This window comes from Lysobacter sp. GCM10012299 (assembly GCF_042649405.1).
Taxonomy (GTDB): domain Bacteria; phylum Pseudomonadota; class Gammaproteobacteria; order Xanthomonadales; family Xanthomonadaceae; genus Lysobacter_J.
This window is the reverse complement of record NZ_JBHRZC010000002.1, coordinates 190,001-209,011: the sequence shown is the minus strand read 5'-3', so window position 1 is coordinate 209,011 and position 19,011 is coordinate 190,001. Positions and strand designations below refer to the sequence as shown.

Annotated in this window: 13 protein-coding genes and 2 rRNA genes (1 of these 15 running past the window's edge); 6 read left to right on the top strand and 9 right to left on the bottom strand. The window is 66.1% G+C overall.

Annotated elements, in window-relative coordinates; all coding sequences use genetic code 11:
• Nucleotides 1–51: 51 nt before the first annotated feature.
• The 4 genes from ACFOPO_RS05305 to ACFOPO_RS05290 form a co-directional block, all read right to left on the bottom strand.
• Nucleotides 52–468, bottom strand: coding sequence for a hypothetical protein (locus tag ACFOPO_RS05305; RefSeq protein WP_386701651.1), 417 nt, complete (start codon nucleotides 466–468; stop codon nucleotides 52–54).
• A 1-nt stretch (nucleotide 469) separates the two neighbouring features.
• Nucleotides 470–2,242, bottom strand: a complete 1,773-nt coding sequence (locus ACFOPO_RS05300) for a S8 family peptidase (RefSeq protein ID WP_386701649.1) — start codon at nucleotides 2,240–2,242, stop codon at nucleotides 470–472.
• Between the two features lie 70 nt (nucleotides 2,243–2,312).
• On the bottom strand, nucleotides 2,313–5,471 hold the full coding sequence (locus ACFOPO_RS05295; protein WP_386701647.1) for a YadA-like family protein: 3,159 nt from the start codon (nucleotides 5,469–5,471) through the stop codon (nucleotides 2,313–2,315).
• Between the two features lie 290 nt (nucleotides 5,472–5,761).
• Nucleotides 5,762–7,108, bottom strand: a complete 1,347-nt coding sequence (locus ACFOPO_RS05290) for an OmpP1/FadL family transporter (RefSeq protein WP_386701645.1) — start codon at nucleotides 7,106–7,108, stop codon at nucleotides 5,762–5,764.
• Between the two features lie 229 nt (nucleotides 7,109–7,337).
• Here ACFOPO_RS05290 and ACFOPO_RS05285 point away from each other — a divergent pair, with 229 nt between their 5' ends.
• Together ACFOPO_RS05285 and ACFOPO_RS05280 are read left to right on the top strand one after the other, a co-directional pair.
• Nucleotides 7,338–8,030: a rhomboid family intramembrane serine protease gene (locus ACFOPO_RS05285; protein WP_386701643.1), complete on the top strand. Its 693-nt coding sequence runs from the start codon at nucleotides 7,338–7,340 to the stop codon at nucleotides 8,028–8,030.
• Nucleotides 8,031–8,147: 117 nt separating this feature from the next.
• Entirely contained in the window at nucleotides 8,148–8,468 is a 321-nt protein-coding gene (locus ACFOPO_RS05280) for a DUF1820 family protein (RefSeq protein WP_386701641.1), read from the top strand.
• A gap of 8 nt (nucleotides 8,469–8,476) precedes the next feature.
• On the opposite strand, the gene ACFOPO_RS05275 is transcribed toward ACFOPO_RS05280, so the two are convergent.
• The 3 genes from ACFOPO_RS05275 to gpmI all read right to left on the bottom strand — a co-directional run bounded on the left by ACFOPO_RS05275 (nucleotide 8,477) and on the right by gpmI (nucleotide 12,734).
• Nucleotides 8,477–9,820: a S41 family peptidase gene (locus tag ACFOPO_RS05275; RefSeq protein ID WP_386701639.1), complete on the bottom strand. Its 1,344-nt coding sequence runs from the start codon at nucleotides 9,818–9,820 to the stop codon at nucleotides 8,477–8,479.
• 125 nt (nucleotides 9,821–9,945) lie between these two features.
• Nucleotides 9,946–11,187, bottom strand: coding sequence for a murein hydrolase activator EnvC family protein (locus ACFOPO_RS05270; protein ID WP_386701637.1), 1,242 nt, complete (start codon nucleotides 11,185–11,187; stop codon nucleotides 9,946–9,948).
• An 8-nt stretch (nucleotides 11,188–11,195) separates the two neighbouring features.
• Nucleotides 11,196–12,734 (bottom strand): 2,3-bisphosphoglycerate-independent phosphoglycerate mutase, encoded by a 1,539-nt coding sequence (gpmI, locus tag ACFOPO_RS05265; protein ID WP_386701635.1) that lies wholly within the window; start codon nucleotides 12,732–12,734, stop codon nucleotides 11,196–11,198.
• Between the two features lie 185 nt (nucleotides 12,735–12,919).
• On the opposite strand from gpmI, the gene ACFOPO_RS05260 reads away from it, so the two are divergent.
• The 4 genes from ACFOPO_RS05260 to ACFOPO_RS05245 all read left to right on the top strand — a co-directional run bounded on the left by ACFOPO_RS05260 (nucleotide 12,920) and on the right by ACFOPO_RS05245 (nucleotide 16,652).
• On the top strand, nucleotides 12,920–13,576 hold the full coding sequence (locus ACFOPO_RS05260; RefSeq protein ID WP_386702670.1) for a hypothetical protein: 657 nt from the start codon (nucleotides 12,920–12,922) through the stop codon (nucleotides 13,574–13,576).
• A 103-nt stretch (nucleotides 13,577–13,679) separates the two neighbouring features.
• Nucleotides 13,680–15,416, top strand: a complete 1,737-nt coding sequence (locus tag ACFOPO_RS05255) for a M28 family metallopeptidase (RefSeq protein ID WP_386701633.1) — start codon at nucleotides 13,680–13,682, stop codon at nucleotides 15,414–15,416.
• Nucleotides 15,417–15,510: 94 nt separating this feature from the next.
• Nucleotides 15,511–15,909 carry an MAPEG family protein gene (locus ACFOPO_RS05250; protein ID WP_386701631.1) on the top strand — a complete coding sequence of 133 codons (399 nt, stop codon included), beginning with the start codon at nucleotides 15,511–15,513 and terminating at the stop codon, nucleotides 15,907–15,909.
• An 8-nt stretch (nucleotides 15,910–15,917) separates the two neighbouring features.
• Entirely contained in the window at nucleotides 15,918–16,652 is a 735-nt protein-coding gene (locus tag ACFOPO_RS05245; protein ID WP_386701628.1) for a 2OG-Fe dioxygenase family protein, read from the top strand.
• A 268-nt stretch (nucleotides 16,653–16,920) separates the two neighbouring features.
• On the opposite strand, the gene rrf is transcribed toward ACFOPO_RS05245, so the two are convergent.
• Together rrf and ACFOPO_RS05235 are read right to left on the bottom strand one after the other, a co-directional pair.
• Nucleotides 16,921–17,035, bottom strand: a 5S ribosomal RNA gene (gene rrf, locus ACFOPO_RS05240).
• 163 nt (nucleotides 17,036–17,198) lie between these two features.
• A 23S ribosomal RNA gene (locus ACFOPO_RS05235) occupies nucleotides 17,199–19,011 on the bottom strand; it runs 1,054 nt beyond the window's last position.

The following is a 19,011-nucleotide window of genomic DNA, read 5'->3' as shown; positions in this document are numbered from 1 at the left end:
CTGCCGTAGGAGAGTCATATCCTAATGCAGAGCCATCGTCCTCTAATCCCGTCACTCGACCTGGATCTGGAATGCGTATCGGCGCACCGGTTCGCTGGACAGCTCCTGGTGGCAGTCGAACCGCAGCTCATCGCGCCCGTGCTCGCCAGCACGGAAGATCCAGGTGCGGCTGAGGATCGCCCGCGCGGGCTCTCGCTCGATATCCAGCACACGCCCCGCCGGACCGCTTACCCAGCAGGAATAGCCCGAGGCCGAAGTGGCCGGCAGGTCGACAGAGAGCAACTGGCCCGATGCCAGCCGGATCTCGCGGCCGGCGTCGGCCGCCCCCACTTTGACCATGGTGCCGTGACCGGCCGGCAACAGCGTTGGCGCAGGGACTTCGCGTCCCTGCGCCGAACGCCACCCGCACAAGCCCAGCAACGGCAGCAACAGCAGCGCAGTCCCTGAAATTGCGCGGATCGCTTTCACATCAGTTCACCTTGACCAGCAGTCGCGCGCCGCTGGTGTCCTTGGTCGCGCCAATCGCCAGGTAGTAGTGCCCCTGTGCCGGATTGACCACCGTGATCGCCTGGTTGATGCCGGGACGGCTGGATGCACCGGCGTTCTGGGCCGGCAGCGGGTCGCTCTCGTACCCGACCATCAGCTGCAGTTCGCCGCGTCCACCATAGGTGGTGATCTCGATCCTGGTCGCGCCCGCCGGAACATCGATGGAGTACAGGTCGCGATCACCCGTGGCCATCGGCGGCAGGACCATCGCAATGCCCGGCGTGGTCGGCAGTCCGTCGATCGGCTGACCGAACGTGCGGGCGCGCTCGACCGCGGCCGATGCGTCGACGATGCCCGAACCGTTGGCCTGCGACTGCTTGACCGGGAACGGACGCGCGGTCGCCTTGAGCAGACCTTCGACCTGCGAAGGCGTGAGCGGCTGCGACGCAACACTCTGCATCAGCGCGACGATGCCGGCGACGTGCGGCGTCGCCATCGAGGTGCCGGTGTAGCCGGCGTAGATGTCGCTGCCCGGAACGGTGGTGCCGTTGTTGAGCGTGGACCAGATGTAGCCGCCCGGGACACCTTCCGTGCCGGCACCGCCCGGCGCGGCCAGATCGATACCGGGACCGTAGTTCGAGTAGCTCGCGCGTTGGCCCGAGGCACCGGTGGCGCCGATCGTGACGACGTTCGCGCAGCTCGCAGGCGCATGCCCGGTCACCGGCGAGTTGTCGTTGCCGGCCGCCACGACGACCGTCGCACCCAGGCCGACAGCGGTGTTGATCGCCGTCTGCGTGTCGACCTCGCACTCGTGTGCGCCGCCCAGGCTCATGTTGATGACCTCGGCGGGGTTCGGGTTGTCCGGCACACCCTCGATGTGACCACCGGCGGCCCAGACTATGGCGTCGTTGATGTCGGAGGTGTAGCCACCGCAGCGGCCAAGCACCCGCACCGGCACGACCTTGGCGTTGTAGGCGATGCCGGCGCCGCCGACACCGTTGTTGGTCACTTCGGCGATCGTGCCCGACACGTGCGTCCCGTGCCAGCTGCTGTTGCTGGCCGGCGCACCGGCGCCGCAATCGTTGGCGGCACTGTAGTCGCCGGTGTCCCAGCCGCCAGCGACGCGACCATCCGTGGCACGGCGCGAGACGAAGGCATCGGTGATGAAGTCGTAGCCAGGCAGCAGGTTCGCTTCCAGGTCGGCATGGTGGGTGGCGCCAGTGTCGATCACCGCCACGACCACGCCCGCGCCGGTCGCACCCTTGTCCCATGCGGTAGTCACGCGCGCGCCGCCGGCGCCGGTGCCGTAGTGCCACATCTGGTGGCTGGCGAGCACCGGGTCATTGGGAACCGCGGCGGCGTGCATCAGGCGATCGACGGCAACGGACTCGACATTGGGATCGGCCGCAATCGCGCGCATCAGCGCCTCGACTTCGCTGCGGTTGAGGCGCTGCGACGCCTTGACGACGTGCTTGCCGCCGACGGTGGCGCGCAGCGACTGCACGCGCAGCGCGGCATTGCCCTGAAGCGCCGAGATCTTCGCGCCCATCTGCGGGCGGGCGCGGGTGGCGGCGGCGTCCAGCGAGCGCTGGCGCACGGTGGCTTGTTCGCGTTCGGCGCTGCCGCTCTTGTACTTGACGATGAAACGAGGGGACAGCGTGGCGTCGTCGAGGGAAGTCAGGTCGACAGTGCCGGCGAACGCCGGCGTGCAGGCTCCTGCGATCAGCAGGCTGAGAACAGTACGGCGGAAGGTCATGACGGTTTCCTACGAATGCGAAGAGTGGTCACGGCGCCCTCAAAGGGCGCCGTGCGTTGCCGTGGAGGGGTTACAGGTCGATACCGAAGCCAACGCCGGCCGAGCTGTCGTCGCTGCTGAAGGCACCGCCGATGCTCATCGAGGCACGCTCACCGATGGCCTTGGAGTAGCCGACCGACAGCGCGCTCTCGCCGTTCTGCCAACCGGCGCCGACCGCGACGCGGCCGCGCGGGCTGCGCGAGTTGGCGGCGTTGATCGCCATGTTCATCATCGCGCTGCTCATCGCGCCCTGGCGGTCGATGCGCTCGTCCTGCTGTTTCAGGCGGTAACCGAGGTCGTTGCGCAGGTCGTCGAAGCTGTCGTTCCAGGACTGCAGCTTGCTGTCGGTGTATGCATTGGCACGGGTCAACGTCTGCGTCGCGGTGGTGTCCGTGTAAGCGTTGGCCGAGGCCAGCGTATCGGCATCACCGGCCTGCACCTGCTGCACGTTGGCGGCGTCGGTGCCGGCCGTACCGGCGGCGACGTTGGTCACGCGGCGCTGCTGCGTGGCGTTGCCGACCGACACTGTGTTGACCTGGTCGGCGACCGACCCCTGTCCCAACGCGACCGAATCGCTGGCGCTCGCGTGGCTGTCGGCACCGACGGCGACGGCGTTTTCGGCACTGGCGTCAACGATGGCGTTGTTGCCGAGCGCAGTGCCGTTGGCAGCGCCGACGTTGGCGCCGTTGCCGATGGCGGTGTCATTGACGTCGGTGGCGTTGGAACCGGTGCCGATGGCCAGGCCGTTGCCGGTGCCGGTCGGCGCGCCGCCGGTGCCCGGTGCCGGGTTGGCCACCGCCGTTTCCAGCGAGGTCACGCGGTTGTTGAGGCCGGTGAATGCAGCGTCGATGGCGCTGAAGGTGGCGCCGACGTTGCTGTAGTTGCCGCCCATGAACGAGAAGTTCGGCGCGGTGATGCCCTGGGTGTTCACGGCTGCGCCGCCACCCAGTGCGGTCGCCACGGTGTCCAGCTGTGCGCCGATGGTGCCGCCGACGCTGACGACAATGGCGTCGAGCTGGCCCTTGTTGACCGCGTCGGTGGCTTCCACGCCATCGGCGACATTGATGATCTGGCGTTCGCTGCCGACGCTGCCGACCGACACGACGTCGTCGCGCTCAGCGGTCGAGTTCAGGCCGACGGCGACGCTCTGCAGGCCGTACACGGTGGCACCGCTTCCCAGCGCCAGGCTGCCGCTGCTTTCAGCGACGGCATAGCTACCGATCGCGACGGAGTCGTCACCGCCGGCGTAGCTGGTATAGCCGCTGGCGATGCTGTTCAGACCCGTGGCGAAGGCGTTGGTGCCCGATGCCACGGACGATTCGCCTGCGGCATATGCGTAGTTGCCCAATGCCGTGGCGTAGGCGCCGGTGGCTTGGCTGCTGTCACCAAAAGCCGCGCTGCTGTCGGCCAGCGCCTGCGCACCATTGCCCACGGCGGTGGCGTTCAGTCCGCTGGCCTGGGCGGCGTTGCCCATCGCCAGCGCTGCAGTTTCGCTGGCCAGCGCGCCGGTGCCGAACGCAATGGCGTTGCTGGTCTCGCCGCTCACGCCCGGCGCGGTTTTGGAATCCTTACCGAAGGCAATGTTGGCCGTGCCGGTGTAACCGTCGGCGTAGGCGTTCTCGCCGATCGCGATGCTCTTGTGCCAGGTCGAGACGGCGTTGGTGCCCACGGCGATACTGTCCAGGCCGTAGGCGACCGACTCCGAGCCAACGGCGACGGCTTCGGCGTTGTAGGCAATGCTCTGGTTGCCGACGGCGACGCTCGCACGGCCTTGCGCGCTCGCCTTGAAGCCCAGCGCCGTCGCGCCGCCGATGACGGTCGGGTCGAGCGAGTCGAACTGCGAGGTCGGCTGGCCGGGGTTGTACTCGCTGTCGCGATCTCCAGCACTGGCTGCAGCGCCAACGGCGGTGCTGTAGTTGCCCCATGCATAAGCGCCACCACCGAAGCTCGAGGAACCGAGGCTCACGGCGTAGGCTTTGCCGTAGGGACTGAACGTCCTGCCCGGGCCGCTTACCGGCGGGGCGCCGAATGCCTGCGCCCAATCGAGCCAGCCGCCCACGGCGGTCGAACCTTGACCTACCGCAGTCGCCGCGTAGCCGATGGCAGCGCCGCTCCGGCCATTGACGAAGGCCGAGTAGCCCACCGCAGTGCCCATGCCCCGGTTGACGTAGGCATTGGCGCCGATGACGGTGGAGTTCATGTCCTGCCAGACGACGTCGTAGGGCGAGTAATAGAAGTCGCCGGCCGTCTGGGCGCCGGCGCCGATCACGACGTTGTTGTCGCCCATCGAGCGCGCATTGTTGCCGATTGCGACAGAGTTGACTGCCGATTCCGACGTGCTGAAGGTGAAGGGCCCATACGACGGGCTCTGCCACCTGGTGATCTTGTTGCCATCAACGGTCGCGCCGTTGCCGAGGGCGATCGAGCCGGTGCCGTTGACCGCCGCATTGTTGCCGATCGCGACCGAGTTGGTGGTCGGCGACTCGACGTTGGTGGTGGTGCGCGTGATGATGGTGTCGCCGGTGCTCTTGTCTTCGTTGAACGTGACGGTTCCATTGATGGAACGAGACTTGGCGTTGGTGCCCATGGCGATCGAGTTGCTGCCGTTCGCGCTGGCACTGGTGCCGACGGCGATGCTGTTGCTGCTGCTGCCCGGAGGCGTGGTCGGCGTGGACGGCCCGGTCGTCGTTGTAAAGCCACCGGTACCGTTCGTGTTGACGTCGGTGACGACCTGGGTCGAACCTGCATGCAAGGCACCGGCCTGGTTGCCAATGGCGACGCTGCCGGCCGTGGCGGTCACCGCGCGCACGCCAATGGCGGTGCTGTTGTCGCCCACGGCCTGGGCGGCGGCGCCCATTGCGGTCGAGTTCAGGCCCTTGGCCCAGGTGATCTCGTTGGCGTCGACCAGGCCGTCACCGTCCAGGTCAATCCAGGAGCCCATGGCGGTTGCGTTCTTGCCTTCGGCAGTGGTCTCGTCGCCGACGGCGGTCGAGCCGTCACCGATCGCCTTGGCGTCGGGACCGCAGGCCAGGGCTTCGTTGCCCGGCGCCGAACTGTCCAGCGCAAGCGGTGCGCCCGCGGCGTCGACCAGCTGGCAGTTCACGCCGGCGTAGGCCGGGAGGGTCAGGACGGAGAGAAGTGCAGCGGTGAGGACGTGCCGCTGGAGGCGGCGCTGGTTCGCAGGTTGCATGGATGGACGGCTCCGGGTGTGAAGCCGTTACATCGCCTTATCGGGCACCCGCTGGCGTGACATGGACCTGACATCCGTCCGCAAGGACATGACATCGATGACATCGACGTGACAACTGGTTGATTTTGCGGTGGCGCCTGACTTGCTTCCCCGTTCAGTTCCTCTGAGTGAAGCGATCACGGAATGCCTATCACCAAAAAGAAGCGGCCCGTCAGATGACGGGCCGTTCTTCAATGCAGTGTCGGCACGTCGGGAGCCATCGCGACTCCCGCGTGTGACGCAACGCTGGATCAGAAGTTGTACTTGGCCGAAACGCCGTACAGGTTGATCGTTGCGTCGTACTCGCCGAACAGCGTGTGACCGCCGTCGCGCAGGCCGATCTGCGGGTTGCTCACGTCGAGGTAGGTGTAAGCGAAGTTGACCTCGAGGTTCTGCGTGGCCATCCAGCTGGCACCGACCGAGTACCAGGTGCGGTCTTCGTCAGGCAGGCGCGGAGTGCGCGTGGCGAACGTGGTCGGGGTCTCGTCGTAGGCCCAACCGGCGCGGAAGGTCCACTGGTCGTTGAACTTGTACTCGCCACCCAGCGAATAGAAGCGGGTGTCATCCCAGTGGAAGTTCTCGACCGAGTTCGGGTCCGGGTTGGCGAAGTCGATGTTGATCTGCTGCAGCGACTTCCAGCCGGTTTCCGAGTAATCGGCCAGCAGCGAGAAGCGATCGGTGAACTGGTACGACACCGACACGGTCATGACCGACGGCGTGGTCAGGTCGGCGCTGGCGCCACCGTCCTGGAACAGCGGACGGGTGGTCGGGCTGGCGCCGAACACGGCGGCGACGTTGCCCGGAACGGTCCAGTCAGCGGTGCCTTCGATCTCGTGGTCGATTTCCGAACGGTACGAGATACCGATGCCGAGCTTCTCGGTCGGACGCAGCGTGGCGCCGATCAACCAGCCCATGCCGGTGGAATCGCCTTCGATCTCGGCGTGGCCGTCAGCCGCCTGCGGGCGAGCGAACGGCAGCGGACGCGTGGCCGGGTTGGCAAACAGCAGGCTGCCGAAATCGACGGCCTTCGACAGGGTCACGTCGGCGCGCTCGTAGATCAGGCCCAGGCCGACCGAGAACTTGTCCGGGACGATGTCCAGCGCGGCCGACAGGGTCAGGTCGACGGTCTTGAGGTCGGACTTGTCGGCGTAGTAACGGCCAACCCAGCCAGCCTCGTATTCGGTCTTCAGGCCGAACGGAGCGTCGACCTGGGCGCCGAGGGCGATGCCGTTGTCGAACTTGTGGATGAAGGCCATCGACGGGACCGGGATCACGTCGCCGGCGTCGCCGCCGTTGCCACCGGTGATCGGACGGCCGAGCGCGTCGTTGCCGCTGCCGGTGAACTCGAAGCCGAGGTCGATGACGGTGACGTCAGCCTGGAAAGAGGTGCCTTCGAACTGCGCCATGGCGGCCGGGTTGTTGGACACAACCGAGACGTCGCCCGGGGCGATCGCCGAGCCGGCGAACGAACGGCCCTGTGCCTTGACGCTGTTTTCCTTGATCTGGAACGCAGAAGCGTGGACCTGACCGAATGCCAGTGCGCCGGTGATGCCCAGAGCCAGCGCCGACAGGCGGGTGAAGCGTTGAACGTGTTGCATGCGTGTAGTCTCCATTGGAGTATTTATGTCTTCCGCGGCCGTCATTGCCTTGGCACCCGGCCGATTCGGGCGCCAGATGCGCGCCGGAAACCCCTCCCGACGTACGACGCCGTATGCACTATAGCGCGGCAGTTAACCCGAAGCTAACAATAGCCGGCATGCCCGTCCGCACTTGCACGCAAGCCAAAACGCGGTCCGACCAGCACTTCCCGGGCCGGGGGGCCTAGGGGTGTTCGTCTCGATCCCGACCCGGGAGCGCACCCCGCTCCGCTGGGCCACGCCCGCCCTGTTCAGCATCCTCTGGTTGTGTTTCATCGGGGTCGAACTGTTGCCGGACTCCGACCAGCGACGGCTGCTGCTGGAGTGGGGCGCGTTGTCCGGCGGGCTGGCTTCGCCCGATGAGTGGTGGACCTCGCTGCGCACCGGCGCGGCGCTGCGCCTGTTCACCGCCCTGTTCCTGCACGCCGACTGGGCACACCTGCTGGGCAACCTGGTGTTCCTGCTGATCTTCGGCTTGCCGGCCGAGCGGGCGATGGGCCCGTGGCGGCTGCTGATGCTGTTCCTGCTGGGCGGGGCAGTGGCCAACCTCGCGGCGGTGATCGCGATTGCGACGCCGGACCGGCTGATCATCGGCGCCAGTGGCGCGGTGTCGGCCCTGATCGGCGCTTACCTCGCCCTGTTCCCGAGCGCCAAGCTGGGCGTGGTGGTGCCGCTGGGCCTGTTCCTGCAGTTCGTGAAGGTGCCGGCGCCGCTGCTGATCGGCGTGTGGGCGCTGCTGCAGCTGCTCTTCACCTTCATCGGCCCGGCCTTTGGTGCCGTGGCCTGGTCGGCGCACCTGGCGGGGTTCGCCTTCGGCGGTGCGTTCGCGTTGATCGCGCGTGCTGGCATTGCCAGGCGGTTGCGCCGAAAGCGCGGTCTGTAAGAACGACCGCCACGCCCAGCCAGACACTCAAACTTGAGAAGACAGGGTTGCCGCCCCATTGTCTGGTCTACCGCCGCTCGAACCGCGGCAGCACATAATCCGGACTCTCCCTGCACCATGGCCAAGCCCCTCTACAAGGTGACCTTCCTCAACGCCGGCAAGGTGTACGAGCTGTATGCCCGTCAAGTCGGATCCGGTGCGCTGTGGGGTTTCACCGAAGTCGGTGAGCTGGTTTTCGACGTCCACGATGGCGTGGTGATCGATCCGACCGAGGAGCGTCTGCGCGACGAGTTCGGCAACACCCGCGTGTTGCACCTGCCGATGCACAGCATCGTCCGGGTCGAGGAAGTCGAGCGCAAAGGCCAGTCGGCAATTCGTGACGCGACCACCGGTGAAAAAGTGGTCACGCCGTTTCCGCTGCCTGCAAAGCCGCGCTGACTGCTGCCTTATTGCTTCGCCGCCGGCTTGGCGTTGCTCGCCACCGGCTTCTTCAACTCGACCAGTGCCGCGGTGATCGGTGCATCGCCATCGAGCACGTCGCCGGCGTTGTCGCCCGGCTGGCCATCGCCTTCCTCATCGCCGCGCAGGTGGCCCGGCAGGCTCGCCTCGGTGAGGTTGCGCACGCCCTTGTCCTCGGCCTTGGCCGGATGCAGCACCACGTCCGGCGTGATGCCGAGCGCCTGGATCGACTTGCCGCTGGGCGTGTAATAGCGCGCGGTGGTCAGTTTGACCGAGTCGCCGTTGTCCAGCGGCAGCACGGTCTGCACCGAGCCCTTGCCGAAGGTGCGACTGCCGACGATGCGCGCGCGCGAGTTGTCGCGAAGCGCGCCGGCCAGCACTTCCGCCGCGCTGGCGGAACCGGCGTCGACCAGCACCACCAGCGGCGCGCCGCCGAGGCGATCGCCTGGCGTCGCGGAGAACTCGGCATCGCTGATGGCGATGCGGCCGCGCGTGCTGACGATCTTGCCCTTGTCGAGCAGGTCGTCGGCGATCTGCACCGCCGATGTCAGCAGGCCGCCAGGGTTGCTGCGCAGGTCGATGACCAGGCCGCGCAACTTGCCGCCCGCCTGCGCCTTGAGCGCCTCGATCTTGGTTTCGAAGTCTGCCGCGGTGTCGGCCTGGAACGCGCTGATGCGGATGTAGCCGTAACCCGGCTCGAGCATCCTGCTGCGCACGCTGGCGATGCGGATCGTCTCGCGCTGGATAGTGACGTCGAACGGCTTGTCCTTGCCCTCGCGCACGATCGTCAACGTGACCTTGCTGCCGGCGGCACCGCGCAGCGGGCCGGAGTTGTCGCCCTCGTCGGGCTTGAACGGCTTGCCGTCGATCGAGGTGATCACGTCGCCGGCCTTGATGCCGGCGCGCGCGGCGGGCGTGTCGTCGATCGGCGCGATCACGCGCAGGCTGCCATCGGGCTGGCGCATCAGTTCCACGCCGACGCCGTCGTAGGCACCGCGCGACTGCTCTTCGAAACTTTCCGCGTCGTCCTTGTCGAGGTAGACGCTGTGCGGGTCGAGGTCGAACAGCAGGCCGCGGATCGCCGAGTGCATCAGCTTGTCGTCGCCGACCGGTTCGACATAGGCCTGCTTGACCGCGTTGTAGACCGAGACGTAACGGCGGATCTCTTCCAGCGGCACCTTGGACTCGGTGGTCTCGGCGTCGGGCGATTCGATCGGCGCGGTCGCGGCGTCCGGCGGACCGGCTTCAGGCACGGCCTCCTGCGCTGCAGCGGGCAATGCGACCGCAACGGCCAGGGCAAGCGGAACCAGGACGAGGCGGCGCAGGGACATGCAGAAACTCCGCGGTGGACGTAGACAACAACCAGGTCAGACAGCTCGATTATGGGCACGTTCGCGGCGGGCAATGGAAGCCTTTCGTTAATCCATCGGACCGGCGGCCGACGTGCATTCAGGCGTCATCGCCGCAACCAGGTGCCCGGGTTCACCGGCGCGCCATTCCGGCGCAGTTCGAAGTACAGCGCCGGCCGCCCCTGGCCGCCAGAGTTGCCGACGGTGGCCACGGTATCGCCACGTTTGACGCTGGCGCCGACGTCCTTGAGCAGCGCGTCGTTGTGCGCGTACAGGCTCATGTAGCCGTTGCCGTGGTCGACAATCAGCAGCAGGCCGTAGCCGGTCATCCATTCGGCGTAAACCACGGTGCCGTCGGCGACCGCCTTGACCGGTGCGCCGGCACTGGCGGCGATCAGCAAACCGTCACTGCCGCGCCCGTCGGGCATGGTGGCGCCGAACCCGGCCAGCAGCGCGCCCGACACCGGCCAGCCGAGCCCACCCACCTGCGGTGCCGGCGCACTGGCGACCACCACCGGTTTGCGCGGCGTGGTTTCGCCGCTGCCGCGTCGCGCGTCCTCGCGTGCGGCACGTTCGGCGGCGGCGCGTCGTTGCGCTTCGGCACGGGCCGCGGCGACGCGCAGTTTCTTCAGGAGTTGTTCCAGGCCCTTGGCATCGCGACCGAGCGCGCGTTCGCGCGAGCTGCGGTCCTTGTAGCGCTGGTCAAGCGAGGCCACCAGCGCCGCGCGCTCCTTGCGCTCGGACTGCAGGTCGCCGAGCTGGCTGCGCTGTTGCAGGCGCGTGCTGTCGAGCTCGCTGCGCCGCTGCACGATCTGCGCCTCGATGGTGTCGAGTTCCTTCAGCTGTGTGCTGAGTTCGGCGATGCGCCGGGTGCGGTCGCGCTGCAGGTACCCGTAGTAGGCCAGCGTGCGGCCGCCCTCGGCGACGCTGTCCTGCGCCAGCAGCAGCTTGAGCGGCGCATCCTGGCCCTGCAGGTAGGCACCACGCAGCAGCTGTGCCAGCTCCTGGCGTTGCGCCACCATCTTCGCCTGCAGGGTTTCGCGTTGCTGCTGCAACTGCTGCAGCGACGACTGCTCGTGAGCCAGGCGTGTCTCGATCTCGCGCAGGCGGCGGTTGGACTGGCCGACTTTTTCGTCTGCCGCGCGCAGTTGCCGCGAGGCGTCGCCGCGCTGGCCCTCGATCTTGCGACGCTCATCGGCGACCGACTTCAGCTCGCGCTGGATCTTCTCCAGCTTGCGCTCGGCCTCGCGGCTGCTCTGCGCGGCCACCGGCGTCGCCACCGTGGTGGCGAAGCAGAAGGCAACGATGGCGAACGCACGCAGCAATCGCATCGTCGAGGAAGTCGGCATCGTTGCGGTCAGCCCGCCAGCAGGCTCTTGCCGCTCATTTCCGCCGGTTGCGGCAGGCCGAGCAGGTCGAGGATGGTCGGGGCGACGTCGCGCAGGGCGCCGCCCTCGCGCAGCGTGGCCTTGCGCGGGCCCAGGTAGACGAAAGGCACCGGACCGACGGTGTGCGCCGTGTGCGGTTGCCCGGTGCTGGCGTCGCGCATCATTTCCAGGTTGCCGTGGTCGGCGGTGACGAGCAGTGCGCCACCGGTGTCGCGCACCGCCTGGGCAATCGCGCCGATGGCGATGTCGACCGCTTCGGCTGCCTTGATCGCCGCCGCGATGTCGCCGGTGTGGCCGACCATGTCCGGGTTGGCGATGTTGCAGATGGCAACGTCGATATCGCCGGATCGGATCGCCGCGGTCAGCCTGGCGGTGACTTCCGGGCAGCTCATTTCCGGCTGCAGGTCATAGGTGGCGACCTTGGGGCTCGGCACCAGGATGCGGGTCTCGCCTTCGTAGGGATCCTCGCGACCGCCACTGAAGAAGAAGGTGACGTGTGCGTACTTCTCGGTCTCGGCGATGCGCAGCTGCTTGAGGCCGTTGGCGGCCAGCACTTCGCCCAGGGTGTTGCGCAGATCGTCCGGGCCGAACGCCACCGGCGCCGGCAGGCGCGCGTCGTACTCGGTCAGGCAGACGAAGCGCGACAGCGCGGGACGACGCGCCTGGAAGCCGTCGAACGTCGGCGAGACGAACGCCGCGGTGAGCTGGCGCGCGCGATCGGCGCGGAAATTCATGAACACCACGGCGTCGCCATCGGCCATCGGCACGCTGCCTTCGATCACGGTCGGCGCGACGAACTCGTCGTTCTCGCCGCGCTCGTAGGCCTGCAGCAGGGCCTCCACGGCACCGGTGGTGACGTGCTCGCTGCGCGCTTCGACCATCGCGTCCCACGCGCGGCGCACGCGGTCCCAGCGCTGGTCGCGGTCCATCGCGTAGTAGCGGCCGCTGACGCTGGCGACGCGGGCGTTGCCCAGCTTCTGGCAGACATCGAGCAGGCGCTTGAGGCTGGGCTCGGCCGAGCGCGGCGGCATGTCGCGGCCGTCGAGGAAGGCGTGCACGGCGACCTTGGCGACACCGGCCTGGCGGGCCAGTTCGAGCATCGCGAAGATGTGGTTCTCGTGGCTGTGGACGCCGCCGGGTGAGAGCAGGCCCATCACGTGCAGCGTGCCGCCGTTGTTCTGCGCCGCGGCACAGGCCGTGCGCAGTTCCTCGTTGCCGAAGAAGCTGCCGTCTTCGATGGCGGCATCGACCCGGGTGAGGTCCTGGTAGACGATGCGGCCGGCGCCGAGGTTCATGTGGCCGACCTCGGAGTTGCCCATCTGCCCGTCCGGCAGGCCCACGTGGCGGCCTTCGGTGTGGATCAGGGTGTGCGGGGCGCTGGCCAGCAGGGCGTGCCAGTTGGGCAGGGTGGCCTGGGCCAGGGCATTGTCGGTCGGGTCTTCACGGTGGCCCCAGCCGTCGAGGATCAGCAGGACAACGGGTTTGGGGCGCACGGGGGAGGCTGACACGTCGGGATTTCCCTGGTCGTTGAAGGGGTGAGACGTTACATAAGGTGACTTCGGGCACAGGCCTGGGCCGGCGCTGGCTGCGATTGTAGCGAAGCGGCGTAAACCGAAGCCGCCCTCACCGCATCCCTTGCATTGAAGCTGCCCCAGTCATGCCTGTCTCCATAATGGAATCCCGAACGATGCGCATCCGCCCCGCTCTTGTACTCCCCCTCGCCCTCGCCCTGTCCGCGCCTGCCGCCTTCGCGGCCCAGGACATCGAGAAGGTCAACGGCAGCATTACCGTCGATGCAGGCCAGCAGGCCGGCAAGCTCGAGACGGTCAACGGCAGCATCACCATTGGCGATGGCGCCCGCACCGGCGACGCCGAGACCGTCAACGGCAGCATCCGCGCCGGCGACAGCGTCCAGGCCGGCGGCCTGGAAACCGTCAACGGCAGCATCCGCGTCGGCGAGAAGGGCCGTCTGGACGGCAAGCTCGAAACCGTCAACGGCGGCGTGTTCGTCGACCGCAACGGCGACGTCCGCGGCAGCATCGAGACCGTCAACGGCGCGATCGGCCTGGTCGACACCGATGTCGGCGGCGACATCACCACCGTCAACGGCGACCTCACCGTCGGCGTCGACTCGCACGTGAAGGGCCGCATCCACTACACCAAGCCGAGCCAGAGCTGGTTCTCGATGAACAAGCGCGACCCGAAGGTGATCATCGGGCCCAATGCCGTGGTCGATGGCCCGCTGGTGTTCGAACGCAAGGTCACGCTGTACGTGCACAGCACCGCCAAGACCGGCGCGATCACCGGCGCCACCGCGGTGCGCTACGACGGTGTGCTGCCGCCGGAGTGACGCTCTGCGCAATCGGGCACGTCTTCGCGCCGGATCCGCGGCCTAGAATGGAAAATCCGCACCTGCCGCCAGGCCGGTGCGGTTGGTCCATTCCGGAGGTCCCATGTCCCGCATTTCCCTGCTCACCGCCGCCATAGTCGGCACGCTCGCGCTGGCCGCGTGTTCCAGGCCCGAGGCCGAAGCGCCGACGGCGGCAACGCCCGCCCCCGCTCCCGCCGACCCCGCCAGCAGCCATCCCTTCGGCGACACGATCAACGCCGCCGACTTCGCCGAGCACGTGAAGACGCTCGCATCGGACGAGTTTGAAGGCCGCGCCCCCGGCAGTGCCGGCGAGGACAAGACCGTTGCCTACCTGGAAGCGCAGTTCAAGCGCATGGGCCTGCAGCCCGGCAACGGCGACAGCTATGTGCAGACCGTGCCGATGGTGGAGACCCAGGCCGACGAAGGCACCGTGCTCAAGCTCGACGTCAAGGGCCAGCCGCGCGAGCTGAAGTTCGGCAGCGACATGGTGATCGGCACGCGCACGGGCAAGAACGAGGTGAAGGTCGACGGCAGCGAGCTGGTGTTCGTCGGCTACGGCGTCAACGCGCCCGAGCAGAAGTGGAACGACTACGCCGGCGTCGACGTCAAGGGCAAGACCGTGGTGATGTTCGTCAACGATCCCGGTTTCCACAGCGAGGATCCGAAGCTGTTCGAAGGCAAGCGGATGACCTACTACGGCCGCTGGACCTACAAGTTCGAGGAAGCCGCACGCCAGGGCGCCGCCGCGGCCTTGATCATCCACGACAACGACGGTGCTTCCTATGGCTGGGACGTGGTGAAGAATTCCTGGTCGGGCGCGCAGTTCGACCTGCCGGCCAAGGACGATCCCGAACGTCGCCTGCCGGTGCAGGGCTGGATCACCGGCGATGTCGCCCGCTCCCTGCTGTCGTCGCTCGGGCAGGACATCGGCGAACTTTACAAGGCCGCCGGCAAGCCCGGATTCAAGGCCATCCCGCTGCAGGCGAAGCTGTCGGTCGACCTGAAGAGCACGATCAGCGAGAAGGCCTCGCGCAACGTGATTGCACGCCTGCCCGGCGCGACGCGGCCTGACGAGTCCATCGTCTACATGGCGCACTGGGACCACCTGGGCAACCACGGCCACGAAGGTCACGGCGAAGCCGCACCGGCGGGCAGCGACACCATCTACAACGGTGCGATCGACAACGCGACTGGCGTGGCCGGCATCCTCGAGATCGCCGAAGCCTTCAGCAAGCAGCAACCGCCGCCGGACCGCTCGCTGCTGTTCCTGGCCGTGACGCTGGAAGAGTCGGGCCTGCTCGGCTCCAAGTACTACGTCGCCCACCCGACGGTGCCGCTCGACAAGACCGTGGCGGTGATCAACCTCGATGCGATGCCGGTGATCGGCAAGGCCCGCGACATGACCGTGGTCGGCTTCGGCAGCTCGGAGCTCGAGGACATCCTCAAGACCGTCACCGATGGGCAGCAGCGCGTACTGCATGCGGAAGCCACGCCGGAAGACGGCTTCTACTTCCGCTCCGATCACTTCAACTTCGCCAAGGCCGGCGTACCCGCGCTGTATGCCAAGGGCGGCGACGACCTGGTCGATGGCGGTACCGAGGCCGGGCAGAAGGCGCAGGTCGATTATCGCGACAACCGCTACCACAAGCCCGGCGACCAGTACGACCCGGCGTGGAAGCTCGAGGGCGTCATCCAGGACCTCGAGGCGCTTTATGGTGTCGGCAAGACCCTGGCGGGGAACGATCAGTGGCCCAACTGGTACGAGGGCAATGCCTTCCGCGCCGCACACGACAAGCTGATGAAGCCCGCGGCGAAATAATCCGCCCGCCATTGCACGGCCAACGACGGCGCCCCGATTGGGGCGCCGTTGTCGTTTTCGGCTACGCTGGCGCCTCGTTCAGCCGGGGAATGCCATGACGCTTGCCACCGCCTACGTCTGTGTCCTGATCGCCGCCGTCCTGCCCTATCTCTGGGTCGCCATCGCCAAGGCCAGCGGCGAGCGCTACGACAACCGCGATCCGCGCCGCTGGCAGGAGCGCCAGCAGAGCCAGCGTTCGCTGCGCGCCAGCGCCGCCCAGCTCAACAGTTACGAAGCATTCGCACCGTTCGCCGCGGGCGTGGTCATGGCCCAGCTGGCGGGCGTGCCGCATGCGCAGATCGGCACGCTGGCGATCGTGTTCATCGTGTTTCGCGTGCTGCACGGCCTGCTCTACATCAGCGGTCGCCACCTGCTGCGCAGCGCGGCATGGGCCGGCGGTTTCGTCTGCGTAGTGTGGCTGCTGGTGCAGGCGGCATTGCACATCACCCCCTGATTTCCAGAATGCAAACCCCCTCCGAATCCGCCCTGTCCGACCTGCGCGAAACGCTCAGGCGCGATGGCTTCAGCTTCGTCACCGGCAGCGTGATGCTCGACCTGTTCGAGCAGCGGCATGCGCTCGACGATTGGGCGCGCTTCGCCGACAGCTGGAACGACCTGGCGCCGGATGCGTACCTGGCCAGCGTGGGCCACCACCGCACCCGCCGTTTCGCGGTGTTCGCCGCCGGCAGCAGTGGCGCGATCGTGCGCCAGCCGCATCAGCCCCATTACCAGAGTCGCGACTACAACAACCTGCAAGGCGGCATCGAGCGCTGGTTCGAACCGGTGCTGGCGGAGATCGCCGAGAGCGTCAGCCTGCGCACGGTCCTGGCGTTCTGCCGTGACTTCTATGGCGAGTTGTCGCCGGAGGTCGCGGCCTGGCATATCGAAGTCCACCAGTTCCGCATCGAGGCCCGCCCCGGCGAACCCGGCCAGCCGACGCCGGAAGGCGTGCACCGTGATGGCGTCAATTACGTCCTGGTGCTGCTGATCGATCGCCACAACATCGTCAGCGGGACCACCACGATCCACGCGGCCGACGGCCGCGAGCTGGGCAGCTTCACGCTGACGCATCCGATGGATGCGGCGCTCGTCGATGACTCACGGGTGTTCCATGGGGTGACTGCGGTGGAAGCGCAGGATCCCGGGCAGCCGTCGCATCGCGATGTGCTGGTGGTGACGTTGCGCGCTGTGGCGTGACGGAGTTTCCCCGGGTGCGCTTCGCTTACCCGGGCTACGTTCTGTTGGGGTGCTGGGATCCCGGGTGCGCTTCGCTTACCCGGGCTACGTTCTGATTGGGTGCTGGATCCCGGGTGCGCTTCGCTTACCCGGGCTACGCATCACCCCGGGTAGCCCGGGTAAGCGCCAGCGCACCCGGGGCCCGCTAGCGCAGATAATTCCGCCATTAACTTTCCACACGCGCAAAAAGAAACCCCCAGCCGGTTGGCTGGGGGTTTCGGGGTAAAGCCCCTGGCGATGACCTACTCTTGCATGGCTTAAGCCACACTACCATCGGCGCATGTGCGTTTCACTTCCGAGTTCGGAATGGGATCGGGTGGGACCACACAGCTATTATCACCAGGGAGAGGGTGGAGGGTCGCGGATCTCGATTTACTGAGTCGCGCACACGCTCTCGTTGGGTTGCTTTCACGGGATGGATTCCGTGTCGGCGAATGGGTCGGGAATTGTAGCAAGTTTTTGGCGAAGGGTCCCGACGTATCGGAAGCCAAAGCAACTTGAGGTTATATGGTCAAGCCACACGGATCATTAGTACAGGTTAGCTCAATGCATTGCTGCACTTACACACCCTGCCTATCAACCACCTGGTCTTGATGGTTCCTTTAGGGGACTTAAAGTCCCGGGAGATCTCATCTTGAGGCGCGCTTCCCGCTTAGATGCTTTCAGCGGTTATCGCTTCCGAACATAGCTACCCGGCAGTGCCACTGGCGTGACAACCGGAACACCAGAGGTTCGTCCACTCCGGTCCTCTCGTACTAGGAGCAGCCCCTCTCAAATCTCCAACGCCCACGACAGATAGGGACCGAACTGTCTCACGACGTTCTGAACCCAGCTCGCGTACCACTTTAAATGGCGAACAGCCATACCCTTGGGACCGACTACAGCCCCAGGATGTGATGAGCCGACATCGAGGTGCCAAACACCGCCGTCGATATGAACTCTTGGGCGGTATCAGCCTGTTATCCCCGGAGTACCTTTTATCCGTTGAGCGATGGCCCTTCCATACAGAACCACCGGATCACTAAGACCTACTTTCGTACCTGCTTGATCCGTCGATCTTGCAGTCAAGCACGCTTATGCCTTTGCACACAGTGCGCGATGTCCGACCGCGCTGAGCGTACCTTCGTGCTCCTCCGTTACACTTTGGGAGGAGACCGCCCCAGTCAAACTACCCACCATACACGGTCCCCGATCCGGATTACGGACCTAGGTTAGAACGTCAAGCACTTCAGGGTGGTATTTCAAGGATGGCTCCACGCAAGCTAGCGCCTGCGTTTCATAGCCTCCCACCTATCCTACACAGAAGAACTCAACGTTCAGTGTAAAGCTATAGTAAAGGTTCACGGGGTCTTTCCGTCTTGCCGCGGGAACGCTGCATCTTCACAGCGATTTCAATTTCACTGAGTCTCGGGTGGAGACAGCGCCGCTGTCGTTACGCCATTCGTGCAGGTCGGAACTTACCCGACAAGGAATTTCGCTACCTTAGGACCGTTATAGTTACGGCCGCCGTTTACCGGGGCTTCGATCAAGAGCTTCGCCTTGCGGCTGACCCCATCAATTAACCTTCCGGCACCGGGCAGGCGTCACACCCTATACGTCCACTTTCGTGTTTGCAGAGTGCTGTGTTTTTGATAAACAGTCGCAGCGGCCTGGTCACTGCGGCCCCTCCCAGCTATTCACCAGAAAGGGCGCACCTTCTCCCGAAGTTACGGTGCTATTTTGCCTAGTTCCTTCACCCGAGTTCTCTCAAGCGCCTTAGAATTCTCATCCTGCCCACCTGTGTCGGTTTACGGTACGGTCTGCGTAAGCTGAAGCTTAGGAGCTTTTCCTGGAAGCGTGATATCGGTTGCTTCGCCCTAATGGGCTGGTCCTTAGTCTCAACGTTGCTCCCCCGGATTTGCCAAAGGGAACCGCCTCAACTCTCTCACCGGGACAACCAACGCCCGGCCAACCTAACCTTCTCCGTCCCTCCATCGCACTTACGCGAGGTGCTGGAATATTAACCAGCTTCCCATCGACTACGCATTTCTGCCTCGCCTTAGGGGCCGACTCACCCTGCGTCGATTAACGTTGCGCAAGGAAACCTTGGGCTTTCGGCGTGCGGGCTTTTCACCCGCATTATCGTTACTCATGTCAGCATTCGCACTTCCGATACCTCCAGCAGACTTCTCAATCCACCTTCAACGGCTTACGGAACGCTCCTCTACCGCGCATAACCAAAGTTATGCACCCCAAGCTTCGGTTCATCGCTTAGCCCCGTTAAATCTTCCGCGCAGACCGACTCGACCAGTGAGCTATTACGCTTTCTTTAAAGGGTGGC

Bases quoted from the DNA above. Each gene is read 5' to 3' on its own strand.
- ACFOPO_RS05300 (WP_386701649.1), bottom strand. From the start codon at position 2,242: ATGACCTTCCGCCGTACTGTTCTCAGCCTGCTGATCGCAGGAGCCTGC.
- ACFOPO_RS05295 (WP_386701647.1), bottom strand. From the start codon at position 5,471: ATGCAACCTGCGAACCAGCGCCGCCTCCAGCGGCACGTCCTCACCGCT.
- ACFOPO_RS05290 (WP_386701645.1), bottom strand. From the start codon at position 7,108: ATGCAACACGTTCAACGCTTCACCCGCCTGTCGGCGCTGGCTCTGGGC.
- ACFOPO_RS05280 (WP_386701641.1), top strand. From the start codon at position 8,148: ATGGCCAAGCCCCTCTACAAGGTGACCTTCCTCAACGCCGGCAAGGTG.
- ACFOPO_RS05275 (WP_386701639.1), bottom strand. From the start codon at position 9,820: ATGTCCCTGCGCCGCCTCGTCCTGGTTCCGCTTGCCCTGGCCGTTGCG.
- ACFOPO_RS05270 (WP_386701637.1), bottom strand. From the start codon at position 11,187: ATGCCGACTTCCTCGACGATGCGATTGCTGCGTGCGTTCGCCATCGTT.
- ACFOPO_RS05255 (WP_386701633.1), top strand. From the start codon at position 13,680: ATGTCCCGCATTTCCCTGCTCACCGCCGCCATAGTCGGCACGCTCGCG.
- ACFOPO_RS05250 (WP_386701631.1), top strand. From the start codon at position 15,511: ATGACGCTTGCCACCGCCTACGTCTGTGTCCTGATCGCCGCCGTCCTG.
- ACFOPO_RS05245 (WP_386701628.1), top strand. From the start codon at position 15,918: ATGCAAACCCCCTCCGAATCCGCCCTGTCCGACCTGCGCGAAACGCTC.